The 18,672-nt window shown below is 72.0% G+C and carries 15 protein-coding genes; 9 read left to right on the forward strand and 6 right to left on the reverse strand.

What is annotated here, in order from left to right; all coding sequences use genetic code 11:
* The first annotated feature begins 273 nt into the window (after positions 1 to 273).
* From ACIRB7_RS33540 to ACIRB7_RS33550, 3 genes are read left to right on the forward strand one after another with little or no spacing between them, the layout of a single operon-like run.
* The gene (locus ACIRB7_RS33540; RefSeq protein ID WP_403606603.1) at positions 274 to 822 is read left to right on the forward strand and encodes a cysteine dioxygenase; all 549 of its coding nucleotides are present in this window, start codon (positions 274 to 276) and stop codon (positions 820 to 822) included.
* 13 nt (positions 823 to 835) lie between these two features.
* Positions 836 to 1,792, forward strand: coding sequence for a 2-phospho-L-lactate transferase (gene cofD, locus ACIRB7_RS33545; protein WP_403606606.1), 957 nt, complete (start codon positions 836 to 838; stop codon positions 1,790 to 1,792).
* Positions 1,789 to 3,105: a coenzyme F420-0:L-glutamate ligase gene (locus tag ACIRB7_RS33550; RefSeq protein ID WP_403606609.1), complete on the forward strand. Its 1,317-nt coding sequence runs from the start codon at positions 1,789 to 1,791 to the stop codon at positions 3,103 to 3,105. Before cofD ends, ACIRB7_RS33550 begins: the two co-directional genes overlap by 4 nt.
* 50 nt (positions 3,106 to 3,155) lie before the next feature.
* Here the strand turns inward: ACIRB7_RS33550 and ACIRB7_RS33555 are convergent, their stop codons facing one another.
* The 3 genes from ACIRB7_RS33555 to ACIRB7_RS33565 all read right to left on the reverse strand — a co-directional run bounded on the left by ACIRB7_RS33555 (position 3,156) and on the right by ACIRB7_RS33565 (position 7,353).
* Entirely contained in the window at positions 3,156 to 4,118 is a 963-nt protein-coding gene (locus ACIRB7_RS33555; RefSeq protein WP_403606612.1) for a DNA-3-methyladenine glycosylase family protein, read from the reverse strand.
* A 428-nt stretch (positions 4,119 to 4,546) separates the two neighbouring features.
* Positions 4,547 to 5,629 carry a sugar phosphate nucleotidyltransferase gene (locus ACIRB7_RS33560; protein WP_403606615.1) on the reverse strand — a complete coding sequence of 361 codons (1,083 nt, stop codon included), beginning with the start codon at positions 5,627 to 5,629 and terminating at the stop codon, positions 4,547 to 4,549.
* Between the two features lie 104 nt (positions 5,630 to 5,733).
* Positions 5,734 to 7,353 (reverse strand): peptidoglycan recognition protein, encoded by a 1,620-nt coding sequence (locus ACIRB7_RS33565; RefSeq protein ID WP_403606618.1) that lies wholly within the window; start codon positions 7,351 to 7,353, stop codon positions 5,734 to 5,736.
* A 137-nt stretch (positions 7,354 to 7,490) separates the two neighbouring features.
* Here ACIRB7_RS33565 and ACIRB7_RS33570 point away from each other — a divergent pair, with 137 nt between their 5' ends.
* The 4 genes from ACIRB7_RS33570 to ACIRB7_RS33585 all read left to right on the forward strand — a co-directional run bounded on the left by ACIRB7_RS33570 (position 7,491) and on the right by ACIRB7_RS33585 (position 13,610).
* A complete protein-coding gene (locus ACIRB7_RS33570) occupies positions 7,491 to 8,243 on the forward strand; it encodes a TIGR03089 family protein (protein WP_351220669.1) in 753 nt (250 codons plus the stop codon).
* A gap of 240 nt (positions 8,244 to 8,483) precedes the next feature.
* Complete coding sequence (locus tag ACIRB7_RS33575) at positions 8,484 to 9,719, forward strand: LCP family protein (protein WP_403606621.1); 1,236 nt, start codon at positions 8,484 to 8,486, stop codon at positions 9,717 to 9,719.
* A gap of 331 nt (positions 9,720 to 10,050) precedes the next feature.
* Positions 10,051 to 11,784, forward strand: coding sequence for an LCP family protein (locus ACIRB7_RS33580; RefSeq protein WP_403606624.1), 1,734 nt, complete (start codon positions 10,051 to 10,053; stop codon positions 11,782 to 11,784).
* A 362-nt stretch (positions 11,785 to 12,146) separates the two neighbouring features.
* Positions 12,147 to 13,610 (forward strand): LCP family protein, encoded by a 1,464-nt coding sequence (locus tag ACIRB7_RS33585; RefSeq protein WP_403606646.1) that lies wholly within the window; start codon positions 12,147 to 12,149, stop codon positions 13,608 to 13,610.
* Positions 13,611 to 13,683: 73 nt separating this feature from the next.
* Here the strand turns inward: ACIRB7_RS33585 and ACIRB7_RS33590 are convergent, their stop codons facing one another.
* A complete protein-coding gene (locus ACIRB7_RS33590) occupies positions 13,684 to 14,730 on the reverse strand; it encodes a glycosyltransferase family 2 protein (protein WP_403606627.1) in 1,047 nt (348 codons plus the stop codon).
* A 211-nt stretch (positions 14,731 to 14,941) separates the two neighbouring features.
* On the opposite strand from ACIRB7_RS33590, the gene ACIRB7_RS33595 reads away from it, so the two are divergent.
* Positions 14,942 to 16,321: an LCP family protein gene (locus tag ACIRB7_RS33595; protein WP_403606649.1), complete on the forward strand. Its 1,380-nt coding sequence runs from the start codon at positions 14,942 to 14,944 to the stop codon at positions 16,319 to 16,321.
* A 24-nt stretch (positions 16,322 to 16,345) separates the two neighbouring features.
* Here the strand turns inward: ACIRB7_RS33595 and ACIRB7_RS33600 are convergent, their stop codons facing one another.
* Complete coding sequence (locus ACIRB7_RS33600; protein WP_403606630.1) at positions 16,346 to 16,879, reverse strand: acyl-CoA thioesterase; 534 nt, start codon at positions 16,877 to 16,879, stop codon at positions 16,346 to 16,348.
* Positions 16,880 to 17,009: 130 nt separating this feature from the next.
* On the opposite strand from ACIRB7_RS33600, the gene ACIRB7_RS33605 reads away from it, so the two are divergent.
* Entirely contained in the window at positions 17,010 to 18,269 is a 1,260-nt protein-coding gene (locus ACIRB7_RS33605) for an LCP family protein (protein ID WP_403606633.1), read from the forward strand.
* A 97-nt stretch (positions 18,270 to 18,366) separates the two neighbouring features.
* Here the strand turns inward: ACIRB7_RS33605 and ACIRB7_RS33610 are convergent.
* The coding region (locus ACIRB7_RS33610) for an acyl-CoA dehydrogenase family protein (protein ID WP_403606636.1) at positions 18,367 to 18,672 on the reverse strand (306 nt) is incomplete at its 5' end.

Raw genomic sequence — 18,672 nt, forward strand, 5'->3', positions numbered from 1 at the left:
AGTCGGGTGCCGCTCCGGCCACCTTTGGTGGCATGCCAGCGACCACAGCGCTCTCCGCGACCCACAGCCGTGGGTACCGCCGCGCTGTCCAGGCGCGCTGTTGCTGTTGCTGTCCCAGCTGTTGATGCCGTAGAGCTCCAGCTTTCTCCTCCCGGTGTCACCCGGCGTTACCTCGCGTAACTCGCGCCAGTCGCGCATCACTCGCGTCACTCGCATCACCTCTGCTTCGTGACCCCCCACCGCTTCTGTTTCTGCTGAGGAACCTCCCCACCCATGAACATGGACAGCGACCTTCAGATCGCCGGCGACATCCTCGAGGTCCCGCACCTCCTCCAGCCCGAGCGCGCCCACCCCGTCACCGTGGCCGAGTTCGCCGGCCTCGCGCGCTCGATCGCCGACGACCGCGCCCAGTGGGCCCCGTACGTCGAGTACGACGCCACCACCCGCTGGTACCACCGGCTGCGCACGGGCCCCGGCTACGAGGTGTGGCTGCTCTCCTGGGTGCCCGGCCAGGGCAGTGGGCTCCACGACCACGGCGTCTCCTCCGGCGTACTCACCGTCCTGGCGGGTGAACTGACGGAGCGTGCGGACCGGGGTGCGGGCGGGAGTGCGGGCCGGAGTGCGCGGACGCTCGCGCCTGGCGCGCAGCGGGTCTTCGCGCCGGGGTACGTCCACGAGGTCGTCAACGACTCCCTCGAACCGGCCGTCAGCCTCCACGTCTACTTCCCCGGCCTCACGGACATGCCGATGCACGAGTCGCTCCAGGCGCAGTGCGCCCCGGTCTCCCCCGCCCCGGCCACCCCCGGTGTCGTCGTCGCCTGAGAGACTGCTGCGCATGCGCATTGTGGTTCTGGCCGGGGGTATCGGTGGTGCCCGTTTCCTTCGCGGCCTCAAGCAGGCCGCGCCGGACGCGGAGATCACGGTCATCGGCAACACCGGTGACGACATCCATCTCTTCGGGCTGAAGGTCTGCCCCGACCTGGACACGGTGATGTACACCCTCGGCGGTGGCATCAACGAGGAGCAGGGCTGGGGCCGTACGGACGAGTCCTTCACCGTCAAGGAGGAACTCGCGGCGTACGGCGTCGGACCCGAGTGGTTCGGCCTCGGCGACCGGGACTTCGCGACCCACATCGTCCGTACGCAGATGCTCGGCGCGGGCTATCCGCTGAGCGCCGTCACCGAGGCGCTGTGCGCCCGCTGGCAGCCCGGCGTACGCCTGCTTCCCATGTCCGACGACCGCGTCGAGACGCATGTGGCGATCGAGGTCGACGGCGAGCAGCGCGCGGTGCACTTCCAGGAGTACTGGGTGAAGCTGCGCGCCTCGGTCGACGCGAAGGCGATCGTGCCCGTCGGCGCGGAGGCCGCGAAGCCCGCCCCGGGCGTCCTGGAGGCGATCGCGGAGGCGGACGTCATCCTCTTCCCGCCGTCCAACCCCGTGGTGAGCGTCGGGACGATCCTGGCCGTGCCCGGGATCCGTGAGGCGATCGTCGCGGCCGATGTGCCCGTCGTGGGCCTCTCCCCCATCATCGGCGACGCGCCCGTGCGCGGCATGGCCGACAAGGTGCTCGCGGCCGTGGGCGTGGAGTCCACGGCGGCGGCGGTCGCGCGGAACTACGGCTCCGAGCTCGTCGACGGCTGGCTCGTCGACACCGTCGACGCGGACGCGGTCGCGGAGGTCGAGGCGGCGGGCATCCGCTGCCGGGCGGTCCCGCTGATGATGACCGACGTCGAGGCGACGGCCGCGATGGCTCGGGAGGCACTGGGGCTCGCCGAGGAGGTACGGGGGTGAGCGACGGTGCGCCGGCGGCTCCTTCTTATCGGGTCTGGGCGCCGGCCGGGCTGCCCGAGGTGGCGGCCGGGGACGATCTGGCCAAGCTGATCGCCTCCGTCTCGCCGGAGCTCGTCGACGGGGACGTCCTCCTCGTCACCTCCAAGATCGTGAGCAAGGCCGAGGGGCGCGTGGTCGCCGCCGACGACCGCGAGGAGGCCATCGACGCCGAGACGGTACGGGTGGTGGCGCGGCGCGGCGCCCTGCGGATCGTCGAGAACCGGCAGGGGCTCGTCATGGCCGCCGCCGGGGTCGACGCGTCCAACACCCCTGCCGGGACGGTGCTGTTGCTCCCCCAGGACCCCGACGCCTCGGCGCGGCGCATCCGTTCGGGGCTGCGCGACGCGCTCGGCGTCGACGTCGGCGTCGTCGTCACGGACACCTTCGGGCGGCCCTGGCGCAGTGGGCTCACCGACGTGGCGATCGGGGCGGCCGGCGTGCGGGTCCTCGACGACCTGCGCGGCGGGACCGACGAGCACGGCAATCCGCTGAGCGCGACCGTGGTCGCCACCGCCGACGAACTCGCCGCCGCGGGCGACCTGGTGAAGGGCAAGGCGGCCGGTCTTCCGGTCGCCGTCGTCCGGGGCCTGCCGCACGTGGTGGGCGGGGACGACGAGCCCGGCGCACGGGCGCTGGTGCGGGGCGCGGCCGACGACATGTTCCGGCTCGGCACCTCGGAGGCCGTACGCGAGGCGGTGACGCTGCGGCGGACCGTACGGGAGTTCACCGCGGACCCGGTGGACCCGGGTGCGGTACGGCGTGCGGTCGCCGCGGCCGTGACGGCTCCGGCCCCGCACCACACCACGCCGTGGCGGTTCGTGCTCCTGGAGTCGGCGGCGTCACGGGTGCGGCTGCTCGACGCGATGCGGGACGCGTGGATCGCGGACCTGCGGCGGGACGGGAAGTCGGAGGAGTCCATCGCCAAGCGGGTGCGGCGCGGGGACGTCCTGCGCAACGCCCCGTACCTGGCGGTGCCCTGCCTCGTCATGGACGGCTCCCACCACTACGGCGATCCGCGCCGGGACGCGGCCGAGCGCGAGATGTTCGTGGTGGCGGCGGGCGCGGGCGTACAGAACTTCCTGGTGGCGCTCGCGGGTGAGCGGCTGGGCTCGGCGTGGGTGTCCTCGACGATGTTCTGCCGGGACGTCGTACGGGAGGTCCTCGACCTGCCGGCCGGCTGGGACCCGCTCGGCGCGGTCGCGATCGGACATCCGGCGGGGGCGCCGAGGGAACGGGCGGCGCGGCGGGCGGCGGAGTTCGTCGAGGTGCGGTGAGCCCGGCGGGCCAGTCGTCGTGACCCAGGGCATGGTCCGCCGGACACGCACTAGATCGCCGTGATGTTGCCGGGGGTCATGCGGGGTGCCCTGCGGGGTGGGACGCGGCCGCTGAGGAGGATCAGGCGGGCCGCGCGGTGGCGCTGGCCCGCGTAGGGGGTCAGGAGGTCCAGCATCGCCGCGTCGTCGGTGGTGCGGTCGCCCGCGAGCGCCCAGCCGACGATGCCGGGGAGGTGGAGGTCGCCTGTGGTGACCTCGTCGGGGGCGCCGTTGCTGCGCTGGACCGTCTCCGCGCTCGTCCAGGGGCCGATGCCCGGGACCAGTTCCAGGCGCTCGCGGGCCGCCGGCGGGGCCATGTCCGCGGCCTCCTCCAGGCGGGCCGCCACCCGGGCGGCGCGGACGATCGTGGCCGAGCGTTTGCCGTCGACGTTCGCGCGGTGCCACTCCCAGGAGGGGATCTGCGTCCAGGTGCGGGCGTCGGGCATCGCGTACATGCCGTCGGGGGCCGGGCCGGGGGCGGGCTCGCCGTACTTGCGTACGAGCACCCGCCAGGAACCGTACGCCTCGTGCGCCGTGACCTTCTGCTCCAGGACCGAGGGGATCAGCGACTCCAGGACCAGGCCGGTGCGGGTGAGGCGGAGGCCGGGGCGGCGGCGGTGGGTGGCCAGGACCAGTTTGTGGCGGGGGACGAAGGCGGCCGGGTCGTCGTCGGCGCCGAGCAGGGCGGGGAGGCGGTCCAGGAGCCAGGGCGCTCCCGGGCCCCAGGCCTCGGCCGCGGCCTCGCCGCCCCTGATCGTCACCCGGATCGTGCCGGGGCCGTCGGGTGTACGGCTCGCCCGCCAGACGGAGCCGTCGGGGGTGACGCGGAAGGTGGGGTCGGCGGGGCCGCGGCGGAGGGGGCCGAGGGTGAGGCCGAGGTCCAGGGGGGCGCTCTCCGTGACGGGGATCTCCGTGTGGCCGCCGCGCACGGTGGTGCGGGTGGGGTTTGTGGGGGGTGTGAAGCGGCCGGCCATGGTTATGAGCGTAGCCGGGTGGTACGGCTGCTCCCCCACCCCTGTGTGGGCGATCGTCCCGCAGGGCGTGGGGGTCCCCCCGGACGGAGTCTGGGGGAGGGTGGGCACACGGGACGGCGCCCTCGGCGGCGCCTCCGCCCCTTGTGCCTGGGCCCGCACCAAGCTGTGCGGCGCGCACGGGGTGCGGGTTCAGGCGCGGAAGCCTAGGCCCGGCAAGGGGCGCCGTTCCGTTGTGCCCACCCGTTCCGCCCCAGCGGAACGAATGCCCACAACGGGGTGGGCGGGGCGGGGGTGGGTGGGCACCGCCCCAGCGGGGCGGATGCCCGCGACGCGGGGTGGTGGGTGGGCGCCGGGCCGGCGGAACGGATGCCCGCGACGTGGGTGGGCGTCGGGCCGGCGGAACCGATGCCCACAGCGGGGCCCGGTGGTTACTGGTCCGAGGAGAAGCGGATTGTGGCTGGGGGGAGGGTGGCGTTGCACCAGATTCTGATGCCGTCGCGGAGTTCGTTGTCGGGGCCCACATGGGCCCCGTCGCCGATGACCGCGCCCGTGAGGACCGTGCGCGCGCCGATGCGCGCGCCCGCGCCTATGAGGGAGTCGGTGATCACCGCGCCGGGTTCGACGATCGCGCCCGCCAGGATCGTGGAGCCCGTCACCCGCGCGCCCTCGCCGACCACCGCGTCCGCGCCGACGACCGTGCCGCCGGTCAGCTTGGCGTCCGGGGCGACGCGGGCCGTCGGCAGCACCAGGCGGTCGCCGCAGCGGCCCGGGACGGCCGGGGACGGGGCGCGGCCGAGGACCAGGTCGGCGGAGCCGCGTACGAAGGCCTGCGGGGTGCCGAGGTCCAGCCAGTACGTGGAGTCGACCATGCCCTGGAGGTGCGCGCCCGAGGACAGGAGCTCCGGGAAGGTCTCGCGCTCGACCGAGACCGGGCGGCCCGCGGGGATCGAGTCGATCACCGAGCGCCGGAACACGTACGCGCCCGCGTTGATCTGGTCGGTGACGATCTCCTCGGGCGTCTGCGGCTTCTCCAGGAACGCCGTGACGCGGCCCGTGGCGTCCGTGGGGACCAGGCCGAAGGCGCGCGGGTCCTCGACCCGGGTCAGGTGGAGCGAGACGTCCGCTCCGGAGGAGGAGTGGGTGGCGACGAGCGCCTCGATGTCGAGGCCCGTCAGGATGTCCCCGTTGAAGATCAGGACCGGCTCGTCGGGCCCGGAGTGCAGCCGCGATGCCACGTTGCGTATCGCGCCGCCGGTCCCGAGGGGCTCGTCCTCGGTGACGTACTCGATGCTCAGGCCCAGCGCCGAGCCGTCACCGAAGTGGGGCTCGAAGACCTCCGCCAGGTAGGAGGTGGCGAGCACGATGTGCTCGACGCCGGCGGCGCGGGCGCGGGCCAGCTGATGCGTCAGGAAGGGGACGCCCGCTGCCGGGACCATGGGCTTGGGCGTGTTGACCGTGAGGGGTCGCAGCCGTGTTCCCTTGCCACCGACCAGGAGGATCGCTTCTGTCACCTTGTCGTCTCTGCTTCCTGTTCGGGGTCCGTCAGCACGCCCGTCTCGGTCGTCCGTGCGATATGACCGGTCAGTTTAGGCAGATGGTTGCCCCGATGACCCCATCAGCGCCTTCCCTGGTACTTCGCGGAGCTCACACGGGCCGTCCCGAGCTTGCCGTACAGCCGTACTCCCGGGCACTCGGTGGCGAATCCGTCACGGTGTCCCGCGATGGCGTTGAACCGGACCTTCGTGCCCTTCTTGTACAGGTTTCCGCCTCCTGAGACGAGGTACGACGTTCCCTTCGGGTTCACCCCGTGCAGCCCGAGCTTCCAGGCCGTCAGGCGGGCGACGGCGGTCACCGCGGCGGTCGGCGGAGTGGTCTTGCTGAAGGTGCCGAGGACGGCGATGCCCATGCTGTTGGTGTTGAACCCGAGGGTGTGGGCGCCGAGGACGGGCTTGGCCACGCCCCCCGCCCGGCCTTCGTAGATGTTCCCGCACTTGTCGACGGCGAAGTTGTAGCCGAAGTCTCGCCACCCGCTGCTCAGGACGTGGTAGCGGTAGATACCGCGCAGGACGGAGGGCGCCTGGCGGCAGGTGTAGTTGTTGCCGGTCGCGCTGTGGTGCACGAAGGCCGCCTTGATGCTCTTCGTGTAGACGAAGCCCTTCTCCCGGATCTTCTCGTCGGCGCCCCAGCCCTTGCGCGTGATGATCTTGGGGCGGGGGCCGATGTAGGGCTTCGCGGCGGCCGCGGGCGCCGCGGCGGCGACCTCGCCGACTTCGGCGGCTTCGGCGGCTTCGGTGACTTCCCGGCCCGGCGCCTGGGCCGCGGCGGCCTCCGCCGGCTGCGCGTAGGGCGTGTACGGGACCGTGAACTCGGTCGCCTCCTTCGACAGGGCCGGGATCCACGCCGCGCCGTACGGGGCGAGCTGGGCGTTGACCGCGCTGACCGCCGCCTCCGCCGCGCCGAGGCTCGCCTGGACCAGGGCGGACACGGCGGTCCGGATCCCGGCGGCGGGGGCGAGGGCGGGGACGACGGCAGGGGCGTCGGCAGGCGCAGGGGCGTCGGCAGGCGCAGGGGCAGCGGCAGGCGCAGGGGCAGCGGCGGGAGCGGCCTCCCCCGGAGCGGGCTGCTCCTGGGCGTCCGCCGCCTGAGCGTCTGCTGCCTGACCGTCCGCCTCCGGGGCCTCTCCCGGGGCCACCAGTTCCAGGCGCAGGCCCGCGGGGAGCGGTTCCTCCCCCCGTACGCGGATCTCGACGCCGTCCGAGTCGCCCACCCACAGCGGGGCCGTGGAGCCCTTCAGCGCCCGGCCGGCGCCCTCCGCGGTGTCGGGGTCGGCGCCGTGTTCCTCGTTGTGGGTCTCCACGTCCTGCCACTCCGACCAGGTACCACCACCGGCGGCCCGGGTGCGGACCTGGACGGTGCCGTGCAGGGCGGCCTTCGGGTCGTCCCACACGACGCCGACGAGCGAGAAGGGCTCGACGTCGCGCCGGGTGAGTCCCTGCGCGTCCGTCCCGTCCTCCCCGCCGCCGCCCAGGGACCGGTCGGTGTCACCGGTCAGCGGTTCCAGTGGCAGGGACTGGGTGGCGCCGGGGAGATCGGGCGCGGGTGGCAGTGCGGAGAGCGACGGTGGCAGCCCGAGCGCCTGGGGGACCTCGGCCGCCGCGGGCGCGGCGAGGGAGACCGGCAGGGCGAGGACCGCCGCGCAGCTGACGGCGATCGAGGAGGCGAGTGAGGGTCGCATGGGCCGATCGTGCGTACCGGGGAGCCGTTCCGCGCGCCGGGAACGGGCCCGGAAACTGACGGCGTGTCGGGCCGACCGGTGGACGGCGTCACCGGTACGGCGGACCCCCGCACGGCCGCGCGCGTACGCTGTCCGGCGTGAACGCCAGCGACCGCACCCCCGCCGACCTGCTGCGATCCGCGCTCGCCGCGGACCCCGCCCGCCCCTTGGTCACCTTCTACGACGACGCCACCGGTGAGCGGGTGGAATTGTCCGTCGCCACCTTCGCCAATTGGGTGGCCAAGACGGCGAACCTGCTCCAGGGCGAGCTGTCCGCCGCTCCCGGTGACCGGCTCGCCCTGCTGCTGCCCGCGCACTGGCAGACCGCCGTCTGGCTGCTCGCCTGCTCCTCCGTCGGCGTGGTCGCCGAGGTCGGCGGCGACCCGGCGGACGCGGACCTCGTGGTCGCGGGGCCGGACGCGCTCGACGCGGGGCTCGCCTGCTCCGGGGAGCGGATCGCGCTCTCGCTCGCGCCGATGGGCCGCCGCTTCCCTGCCGCGCCCGCCGGATACGCGGACTACGCGGTCGAGGTGCCGAGCCAGGGTGACCGGTTCGCCCCGTTCGTACCGGTGGATCCGGATGCCGTCGCGCTCGTCGTGGACGGTACGGAGCGCAGTGGCGCGCAGCTCGTCGAGCAGGCCCGCGCGGACGCGGAGGCGCTCGGCCTCGCCTCCGGCACCCGGCTGCTCTCGGGCCTCGGGTACGGGGACTGGAAGGGACTCTCGGCCGGTCTGTACGCGCCGCTCGCGGCCGGCGGCTCCGTGGTCCTCTGCCGGAACGCGGAGCTGCTCGCGCCGGAGTCCCTCGCCAAGCGGGTGGAGAGCGAGCGGGTGACGGTCACCGCCGTCTGACCATCCGGACCCGTCACCTTCCCCGCCCGTCGGCCCCCTCCGCAACCCACCTGGGCGCCGGACCAACCCGTTCAGCCCATCGACGCGCCGGGTCCCCGGGCCCGGGCACGCCGTCCGGTACATGATCGGCCCGGGGGGAGTCGCCTCCTTCCGCACAACCATGTGTCGGGTTCGGCCGTCTCCTTCTGCGACCGGCGGCCGCCCGGCGTGCCGCCGACGCCATGAAGGACGGACTGAGACGTGACGGACCGCGCGGGCACGCCCGCCGCACCGGATCCCCCTCCGGCGGACGGGGATCCCGCCCCGGCGGAAGGCACGGCGACCGGCGCCCCGGAGGGGCCGCGCCGGCGCCACTGGCTGCGGTGGACGGCCCTCGGCGTCTCGGTCGTGGTGCTGGTCGCGGCCGGGGTCGGCTGGTGGTTCTACCGGAAGCTCGACGGCAACATCACCACGGACACCACCGCCGCCGCCGAGCTCCTGAAGTACGAGAAGGAGCGCCCCGCCGCGGTCGTGTCGGCCGCCCGGAACATCCTGCTCATCGGCTCGGACACCCGGGCCGGCGAGGGCAACCGCGAGTACGGCAGGGACAAGGGGACGCAGCACTCCGACACGACGATCCTGCTGCACCTGTCGGCGGGGAAGTCGAGCGCGACCGCCGTCTCGCTCCCCCGCGACCTGATGGTGACGATCCCGAGCTGCCGCAAGGCCGACGGGAGCCGGACCTCCGAGCAGGTCGCGCAGTTCAACTGGGCCTTCGAGTTCGGCGGTACGGCGTGCACGATCCGTACCGTCGAGAAGCTGACCGGGATCCGGGTGGACCACCACATGGTGATCGACTTCCGGGGCTTCAAGAAGATGGTGGACGCGGTCGACGGCGTCGAGGTCTGCCTCAAGGAGCCCGTGGACGACCACGACGCGAAACTGAAGCTGCCCGCCGGCCGCCAGACGCTCCGCGGGGAGCAGGCGCTCGGCTTCGTACGCGCCCGGAAGTCGATCGGCAACGGCAGCGACACGGAACGCATGGACCGCCAGCAGCAGTTCCTCGGCGCCCTGGTCAACAAGGTGCAGAGCGACGGGGTGCTGCTGAACCCGACGAGGCTCTACCCGGTCCTGGACGCGGCCACCAAGGCGATCACGACCGACGCGGGACTCGACTCCCTGCGCGACCTTTATGACCTCGCGCGGTCGATGCGGGCGGTCCCGACCGAGAAGGTGCAGTTCCTCACGGTCCCCCGTCGCCCCTACACGTACGACGCGAACCGGGACGAACTGGTACAGCCGGCGGCGAGTCAACTCTTCAAGCAGCTACGGGAGGATCGGCCCGTCGCGGTCACGCCGGGCGAGAAGGACGACGACGGGGCGGGCGGTCGGGACGGCGGCGCGGACGGGAAGCCCGACGACGCGGACGCCCCCCCGACACCCTCCGTGACCCCGACGTTCACCGGGCGGAACGCGGCGGAAGGGGTGTGCTCCTAGACCGTCCGACAGACGGTCCGCGCCGCCCGGCCGGAAGGAACGACCGGCGAGGCGGCCGGGACGTAGGCCGCTTCCAAGGGCCCGTGGGGGCGGTGAGTAAAGGCCACACCAAGGGGAGGGCGGGGACCGATGAGGTTTGAGCAAATTGCCCGGTTGTAAGGGGCGTGGAATTTGTCACGCGCGTCGCCCCACGCTGAACTGGGCGGATAGTGTGACGCGATCCGGTGCACCGCGACCGCGTGGTCGCACTCACCAAGGATCGAACGACCGAGAGAGCGGCGCCCTGTGGGGAAGGCGCCTCGCGTGGCACCGACGGAGGACTCGAGTAACCGTGGACGCGCACAGCCGTGGACGGGCGGACGAGATCGACCCCGCCGACCAGTGGGTGCTCAACCCGCAGACCGGCAACTACGAACTGCGACTGGACCACTCCGCAGGGCAGTCGCCCGCTGCCCAGCAGGCGCCGGCCAGACCCCGTAGATCCACCGTTCCCTCGCCCACGCCGGCCGACACCCCCGTCGAGGCGCCCGTCCCCGGGCAGCGCCGCCGCCGGGTCACCGAGCCGGGCGGCGGGGCGCAGCAGCCGCCCTCGAGCCGCCGCAAGCGCAAGCAGGGCGCGTCCCGCAAGAAGAAGGTCCTGCTGTGGACCGGCGGGACGATGGCGTTGGTGCTCGTGGGGGGCGGGACCGGCGCGTATCTGCTCTACAACAAGCTCGACGGCAACATCGATGTCGTCGACCCCGTCGGCCTCGAGAGCAAGGGCTTCCGCAAGGGCGAGGACTTCAACGTCCTGATCATCGGCACCGACAAGCGGACCGGTGCGGGCAACGGGGGCTATGGCGACAACAACAGCCCCGGTCACGCGGACACCACGATCCTCTTCCACGTCGCCAAGGACCGCACGAACGCGACCGCGGTCTCCATCCCGCGCGACCTGATGACGACGATCCCCGAGTGCCAGTCGAGGCAGCCCGACGGCTCGATCCTGACGATCCCCGGCCAGCGGCAGGCCCGCTTCAACGTGAGCCTCGGCCAGGACGGCCGTGACCCCGGCTGCACCATGCGCACGGTCAAGGAGCTGACCGGCCTGACCGTCGACCACTTCATGATGGTCGACTTCAACGCCGTGAAGGAGTTGACCACGGCCGTCGGCGGTGTGAAGGTCTGCGTCGAGAAGGCGGTGGACGACCCCAAGTCGCATCTGAAGCTGCCGGCCGGCGAGTCGGTCATCGAAGGTGAGCAGGCCCTCGCCTTCGTCCGTACCCGCTCCAGCTTTGGCAACAAGAGCGACCTGGACCGGATCGCGATCCAGCAGCAGTTCCTGGGCTCGATGATCCGGCAGATGAAGTCGGACGAGACGCTCACCAGCCCGTCGAAGCTGCTCGACCTCGCGGAGGCGGCGACGAACGCGCTCACCGTCGACAAGGGCATAGGCTCCCTCTCCAAGCTCCAGGACCTGGCCAAGGAGCTTGCCGGGATCGACACGAAGAACATCTCGTTCGCGACCCTCCCGGTCATCGACAACCCGGCCGAGCCCAAGCCGATCACCGTCGTGCCGCATCCGACGCAGGCACCGCAGCTCTTCGCCGCGCTGCAGGCGGACATCTCGCTCACCGAGGTGAAGAAGAAGACCCAGGACGCCAAGAACGCCCAGGCGCAGGCCCAGGCGAAGCTCCTCCAGGGACCGCGCGCCCAGGCCGCCGACGTGCGCGTCGACGTCTTCAACGGCAGCGGCATCCAGGGCGCGGCCCAGTCGACCATCGTCTGGCTGCAGAACGAGCAGGGCGTGAACCGCTCCACCAACAAGAGCAACGCCCCCGAGAAGGCGGCGAAGACCACGCTCACCTACGCACCGAACCAGGCCGATCAGGCCCGCAAGCTCGCGGACATGATGGGTCTGGCGGCCACGGCGCTCAAGCCGGGCACACAGGCGGCCGGGGAACGCGAGCCCATGACGCTCGTCCTCGGCGCCGACTTCAAGGGCGCGGGGGTGCCCATCAACGGTCCGACGAAGGCGCCGGACGTCGAGAAGGTAGAAGCAGACAAGCAGGTGTGCGCCAAGTGACCCGGAAACACCGGGACTCCGCGCGCACCTGACTGACGAGGGGACCTGGGGTGGGACAGAACAGCGTGCGTGGGGAGGGAACGCGGGGACGCGTTCCGCGCGCCCGTGAACTCGGCTGGGACGACGACCTGCACGGCGCCGGTGATGCCACCGGCGCCACGGGCGACGCTCCCGCGGAGAAGGCGGCGCAGGCCGACGCACCCGCGTCGACCCGCGCCGAGCGCCGGCGGGGCGCGGCGAACGGCGGGGCGAGCGGCAGCGGTACGGGGGGCGGCGGTACGGGTTCGGGCGGGCGGGCCGCAGCGCGCCGACGCGCCAAGAAGTCCGGCAAGCACAAGGTGCTGCGCTGGGTCGCCGTCACCATGGCGGTGCTGATACTCGGCACCGCCGGCGCCGGATACCTGTACTACGAGCACCTGAACGGCAACATCCGCGGCGGCTCGCGCGCGGGCGGCGACAGCGGCGTCAAGAAGGCCCCGCCGAACGCGCTCGGCGACACCCCGCTCAACATCCTCCTGATCGGCTCCGACAGCCGGGCCGACGCCAAGAACGTGGCGCTCGGCGGCGGCAAGAACCTCCGCGACGCGAAGCCGCTCGCGGACGTGCAGATGCTGCTGCACGTCTCGGCCGACCGGCAGAACGCCTCCATCGTCACCATCCCGCGCGACACCATCGTGCCCATCCCCGAGTGCAAGGGCGACGACGGCGTCACCTACCGGGCGACGACCACCTCCCCGATCAACGAGACGCTGGGGCGCGGCGGTCCCGGCTGCACCCTCACCACCTGGGAGAGCCTCACCGGGGTCTACATCGACCACTGGATGATGATCGACTTCGCGGGTGTGGTGGCGATGGCCGACGAGGTCGGCGGCGTCCCCGTGTGCGTGAAGACCGGTGTCTGGGACAGGTCGACCGCGCGGGTGAAGGGCGGCTCGGGTCTGCAGCTCGGCCCGGGCACCACGGAGATCCAGGGCAAGCAGGCCCTCCAGTGGCTCCGTACCCGGCACGCCTTCGGCAACGACCAGGGCCGGGCCAAGGCCCAGCACATGTACCTCAACGGCATGGTCGAGAAGCTCCAGAAGCAGAACGCCTGGAGCGACACCGGCCAGCTGATGGGGCTCGCCGAGACGGCCACCAAGGCGCTCCAGGTCTCCGACGAACTGAAGTCGGTGAAGAAGCTCTTCGACCTGTCGATGCAGCTCAAGAACGTGAAGATGAACCGGCTCACGACGGCGACGGTCCCCACGACCGAGTGGTCCCAGGACAGGAACAAGCTCGAGATGGTCAAGTCGTCCGCCGACAAGATGTGGGCGATGCTCCGCGACGACATCGCCTTCGACAAGAACGGCAAGCCGGCCGCGGCCAAGCCGAAGCCGAGCACGCCCGCGAAGCCGAAGGTCACCGCCGAGGCCCCCGGTTCCTTCGCGGTCACGGTCGCCAACGGCACCGCCGGTACGGACGAGGCGCCCGTCGAGGGTCGGGCCAAGGCCGTCACCGAGACCCTCACGGGCAAGGGGTTCACGCAGGCGGAGGCCTCCAAGGAGGCGCAGCCCCGCGAGGACTCGGTCGTCATGTACCCGAAGGCGGACGGCGACCAGGGCAGGGCGAACGCGGTGTCCGTGGCGAAGGCCCTCGGGCTGCCGGAGGCCAAGGTGCGGCCCGACGCCAAGGTGGAGGGCATCACGCTCGTCGTCGGCGCGGACTGGCGCGAAGGCTCCGTCTACAAGGCTCCGGCGCGGGAAGCGGGCGACCTGCCCGCGGGCGCCGACGACAAGGCGACCTGCATGGACGTCTACTCGGTCTACAAGTGGGACGGCAAGGACTGACTCCCGCACCCGTGTGAACGCCGACGGCCGGGCCCCGTGCGGGACCCGGCCGTCGGTCGTACGCGCGATCCGGTCAGACCGTCTCCGGTTCCGTCTCGCCGGCCTTCACGGCCGGGCGGCGGCTCGCGATGACCTTCCTGGCGAGGGAGCGGGGGCTCGTCAGGAAGCCGTAGCCCCAGGACATGTGCATCGTCGCGAGGGCCACCGGGATCTGGAGGCGGGCCTTCAGCGGGAGTCCCTTGCCCGCCGGGACCGAGCCGGCGGTGATCGCGGCGAGGTAGCCGGCCGGGATCACGAAGCCGAGCGGGGTCAGGACGGCGCCCACGACCAGGCCGGCGGCGATGGCGCAGACGGCGGTCGGCGGCGCCAGGTAGCGGAGGTTGATGGAGCCCTGGTGGTAGCGGGCCACCACATGGCGCCAGCGGCCGTAGTCCTTGTACTGCTTGGCGAGGGCCTTCACGGAGGGCCGCGGGCGGTACTGGACGCGCAGCTCGGGCGAGAACCAGATCAGGCCGCCGGCCTCTCGGATACGGAAGTTCAGCTCCCAGTCCTGGGCGCGGATGAACTCCACGTTGTAGCCGCCCTGCTGCTCCAGCGCCTCGCGCCGGAAGACACCCAGGTAGACGGTCTCGGCGGGACCCGCCTCGCCGCCCGTGTGGAAGGCTGCGTTGCCGACGCCGATCTTCGAGGTCATCGCGGCGGCGACCGCGTCCTCCCAGGCGTTCTCACCCTCGGCGTGCATCACACCGCCGACGTTCTGCGCGCCGGTCTCCTCCAGGAGCCGGACGGCGGTGGAGATGTAGTTCGGGGAGAGCATGCCGTGGCCGTCGACGCGCACCACGATCGGGTGACGTGAGGCCTTGATCGCCGCGTTGAGGGCGGCGGGCGTACGGCCCGTGGGGTTCGGCACGGTCGTGACGCGGGCACGGGGATCGGAGGCGGTCTCGCGGACGAGCTCGGCGGCGATCTCGTCGGTACGGTCCGTGGACGGGCCGAGCGCGATCACCACCTCCATCTCGCCGTCGTACTCCTGCTCCAGGATGTGACGAACCGAGGTGCGCAGATACCGCTCCTCGTTGAGAACCGGCATGATCACGGAGACGGGGGGCGTGGCGTTCATTGCCCGCCACGTTACCGCGAACGGGGGACAGCGGTGCGCGCCGCACGGGTGGTGAGCCCTTGCGCTGATCGTATGGGCCTACCGTTCTCCCGGTTCCCTTTCACACCCGCGGAGGTGTCCGTCCGTGCCCCCACCGCCCCGCACGCCCCGTCCCCGGCCCGCCGCCCGCCCCGCACCGGTCCGCCGGCGGCGCAGGCGCCCCCGGTGGGGGATGCGGATGGCGACGGCGCTCTCCGTGGCGGTCCTCGCGGCCGGCGGGATCGGGCACGCGGTGGTGACCGGTCTGAACACCGGGATCACCCGGGTCGACCCCTTCAAGGACATGAAGAACCGGCCGCAGGCCGGGCACGGGATGAACGTCCTCGTCGTCGGCACCGACGGCCGGGACCGGATCACCCCGGAGGAGAAGGAGAAGTACCGGCTCGGCGGCGCGCCCTGCCACTGCACCGACACGGTGATGCTCGTGCACATCTCGGAGGACCGGGACCGGGCGAGCGTGGTGAGCCTGCCCCGTGACTCGTACGCCGAGATGCCCGAGCACACCGATCTCACCAGCGGCGAGAAGCACCAGGCGCATCCGGTGAAGCTGAACGCGGCGTACGCCGAGGGCGGACCGGGGCTGACCGTGCGGACCGTCGAGTCGATGACCGGCGTCAAGATCGACCACTACCTGGAGGTCGACTTCACCAGCTTCATGCGGACCGTGGACGCGGTCGGCGGGGTGCAGATCTGTACGGCCCGGCCGGTGAAGGACCCGTACACCGGGCTCGACCTGACGGCCGGCACCCACGACCTCGACGGCGGGGCCGCCCTCCAGTACGTGCGTTCCCGGCACATCGACGGTGCCGCCGACATCGGGCGGATGCAGCGGCAGCAGCGGTTCCTCGCGGCGCTCGTCGAGCGGATCAGCAGCGGCGGGGTGCTGTTCAACCCGGTGCGGTTCCGGGAGGTCGCCACGGCCATGCTGAGCTCGGTCCGGGCCGACGAGGACTTCGGTACGGATCAGCTGTTCGCCCTCGCCAAGGCGATGCGGGGCTTCACGCCGGCGTCGTCGGAGTTCGTGTCCGTGCCGATCGGGGACATGAGCTTCCCCGTGGAGGGGATCGGCTCGACGGTGAAGTGGGACGCGGCGAAGGCGCAGAAACTCTTCCAGGCGCTACGGGAGGACCGGCCGCTCACCCCCGCGAAGCCCGCCTCCTCGTCGAAGGCGCCGGAGGCCGTGACCGTGGATGTGGCACCGAACACGGTCCGGGTGCAGGTCTACAACGGGACCCAGACGGACGGGCTCGGCCGGAAGGTCGACGACGCGCTGCGCGCGACCGGCTTCGACACGACCCGGACGCCGATGACCGCGGCCGGGGAGGGGCGGGCGCGGACGCTCGTGGAGTACGACCCGCGCTGGGACCGCTCGGCGAAGACCCTCGCGGCGGCGCTGCCGGGGGCGGAGCTGAAGCCGGTGGCGGGGAGGGGCGGGACGCTGCGGGTGACGGTGGGCGCGGACTACAAGGGGGTGCGGGCGGTCCGGGCGGAGGAGGCGGGGAGGGCGGGGCCGTTCGAGGCGGTCACCGGGGACCGGGTGGTGTGTCCGTAGACGATCGCCCACACCGAGACTGCGTCAGTCCTCGTAGCCCTCTGCCGCCCGGCGCTCTCGCAGGTCCTTGATGGCGTCGCGGCGGGCCAGGCGGTGGGTGCGGCGGATCTGGGCTTCCTGGTTGCGGCGCTTGTCCTGTTCCGTCTCCGGGACGACCTGCGGGACCTCCCGCGGCTTGCCGTCCGCGTCGACGGCGGCGAAGACCAGATAGGCGGAGCCGACCTGGGTGGCGGGCGTGGACTCGTTCCAGCGCTCGGCCATGACCCGGACGCCGACCTCCATGGAGGACCGGCCGGTCCAGTTGACCTGGGCCTTCACATGGAGCAGGTCCCCGACCCGTACCGGCTCCAGGAAGACCATCTCGTCCATCGAGGCGGTCACCGCGGGGCCGCCCGAGTGCCTGCCCGCCACGGCGCCCGCCGCATCGTCCACCAGCTTCATGATCACGCCGCCGTGCACCGTACCGAGGAGGTTGGTGTCATGGCTGGTCATGATGTGGCTGAGGGTGGTGCGGGAGGCTGAGGTGGGCTTGCCCGGGATATCGCCCTGATCTGTCATGCCCTCCACCATATGCCGGGTGCCACGGCCGTCGCCGTCCGGTCCGTTTTGCATCAGCTTGGCAACAGCCCGGGCCCGATGTCCCACCCGGCCTGTCGCCCGCGAAGCCCTGCCCGGCACACTGGTCCGCATGAATGACTGGCCCGAAGACGGTGGCTACGGCCGTGGCAACGCGAACTCCCAGCCCGAGGGTGCTCGCCGGATGAGCCATGTGCAGCGCCCGCAGGTTCCGCAGCAGCCGCCTCGTACCGACCAGGGCTACAACCCGAACTTCACGCAGGCGCAGGGCACGGGTTACGACTCCGGTTACAGCTCGGGCCAGGTCTACGGCGGCGCGCAGGGCGGCGGCCGCGGCACCGTACCCCCGCAGTACGCCCCGGGCCCCGGCGCCGGCGGCCCCGGCCGTCCCGCGCCGGACTGGCGCAAGCGCATCAAGGTCGGCTCGATCGTGCTGGTCGTCGGCATCCTCGCCTGGGGCATCGGCACCTACGCCTGGGCCAGCTCCCAGATGCGCAACGAGGTCGACCTCGCCAAGGTCATCGAGCGGCCGGCCGAGGGCGACTGCACGACGTATCTGATCGTCGGCTCGGACAGCCGTGAGGGCATGTCCGCCGAGGAGAAGAAGAAGCTGCACACCGGCTCCGCCGCGGGCAAGCGGACCGACTCGATGATGATCCTCGCGGCCTGCTCCAGCGGGAACACGATGGTCTCGCTCCCCCGTGACTCCTGGGTGACGATCCCGAGCTTCGTCGGCTCCGAGTCGGGCAAGTCCTTCCCGGCCCGTGGCGGCGCGAAGCTGAACGCGGCGTACGCCATGGACGGCCCCGAGCTGCTCGTACGGACCGTCGAGTTCAACACCGGCCTTCGCATCGACCACTACGCCGAGATCGGCTTCGCCGGCTTCGCGAACATCGTGGACGCGCTCGGCGGCGTCGAGCTGAACATCGAGAAGGGCTTCAAGGACAAGAAGTCCGGCGCCGACTTCCAGGCGGGCCAGCAGACCCTCAACGGCGAGCAGGCCCTGGCCTTCGTCCGCACCCGCTACGCCTTCGCCGATTCGGACCTCACGCGGACGAAGAACCAGCAGAAGTTCCTCTCCGCCCTGGCCAACGAGGCGGCGACGCCGGGCACGATCCTCAACCCGTTCGCCCTGTATCCGACCCTTGGCGCCGGCCTGGACACGCTGATCGTGGACAAGGACATGTCGCTGTACGACCTCGGGAAGATGTTCTTCGCCATGAAGGGCATCAGCGGCGGCGACGGCAAGTCCATGAACATCCCGATCGCGGGCAAGGCGCCGCAGAACTCCCTCAAGTGGGACATGCCCAAGGTCAAGCAGCTGGTGCAGCAGATCCAGAACGACGAGAAGGTCACCGTCGAGTCGAAGTAGCGATCCGCGGACGTACGGAAAGAAGGGCGCCCTCCTTGGGTCAGGAGGGCGCCCTTCCTCGTGCCTACGGGGAGGTCGTGCCTACGGGAGGTCGTCCCTACGGCAGGTTGCGGGCCATGACGATGCGCTGGACCTGGTTGGTGCCTTCGTAGATCTGGGTGATCTTGGCGTCGCGCATCATGCGCTCGACGGGGTAGTCGCGGGTGTAGCCGTAGCCGCCGAGGAGCTGGACGGCGTCGGTGGTGACCTCCATGGCGACGTCGGAGGCGAAGCACTTGGCTGCCGCGCCGAAGAAGGTCAGATCGCCGTCGACGCGCTCGGACTTGGCGGCGGCGGCGTAGGTGAGCTGGCGGGCGGCTTCGAGCTTCATGGCCATGTCGGCGAGCATGAACTGCACGCCCTG

Source organism: Streptomyces sp. NPDC093795, from assembly GCF_044764665.1.
Taxonomy (GTDB): domain Bacteria; phylum Actinomycetota; class Actinomycetes; order Streptomycetales; family Streptomycetaceae; genus Streptomyces.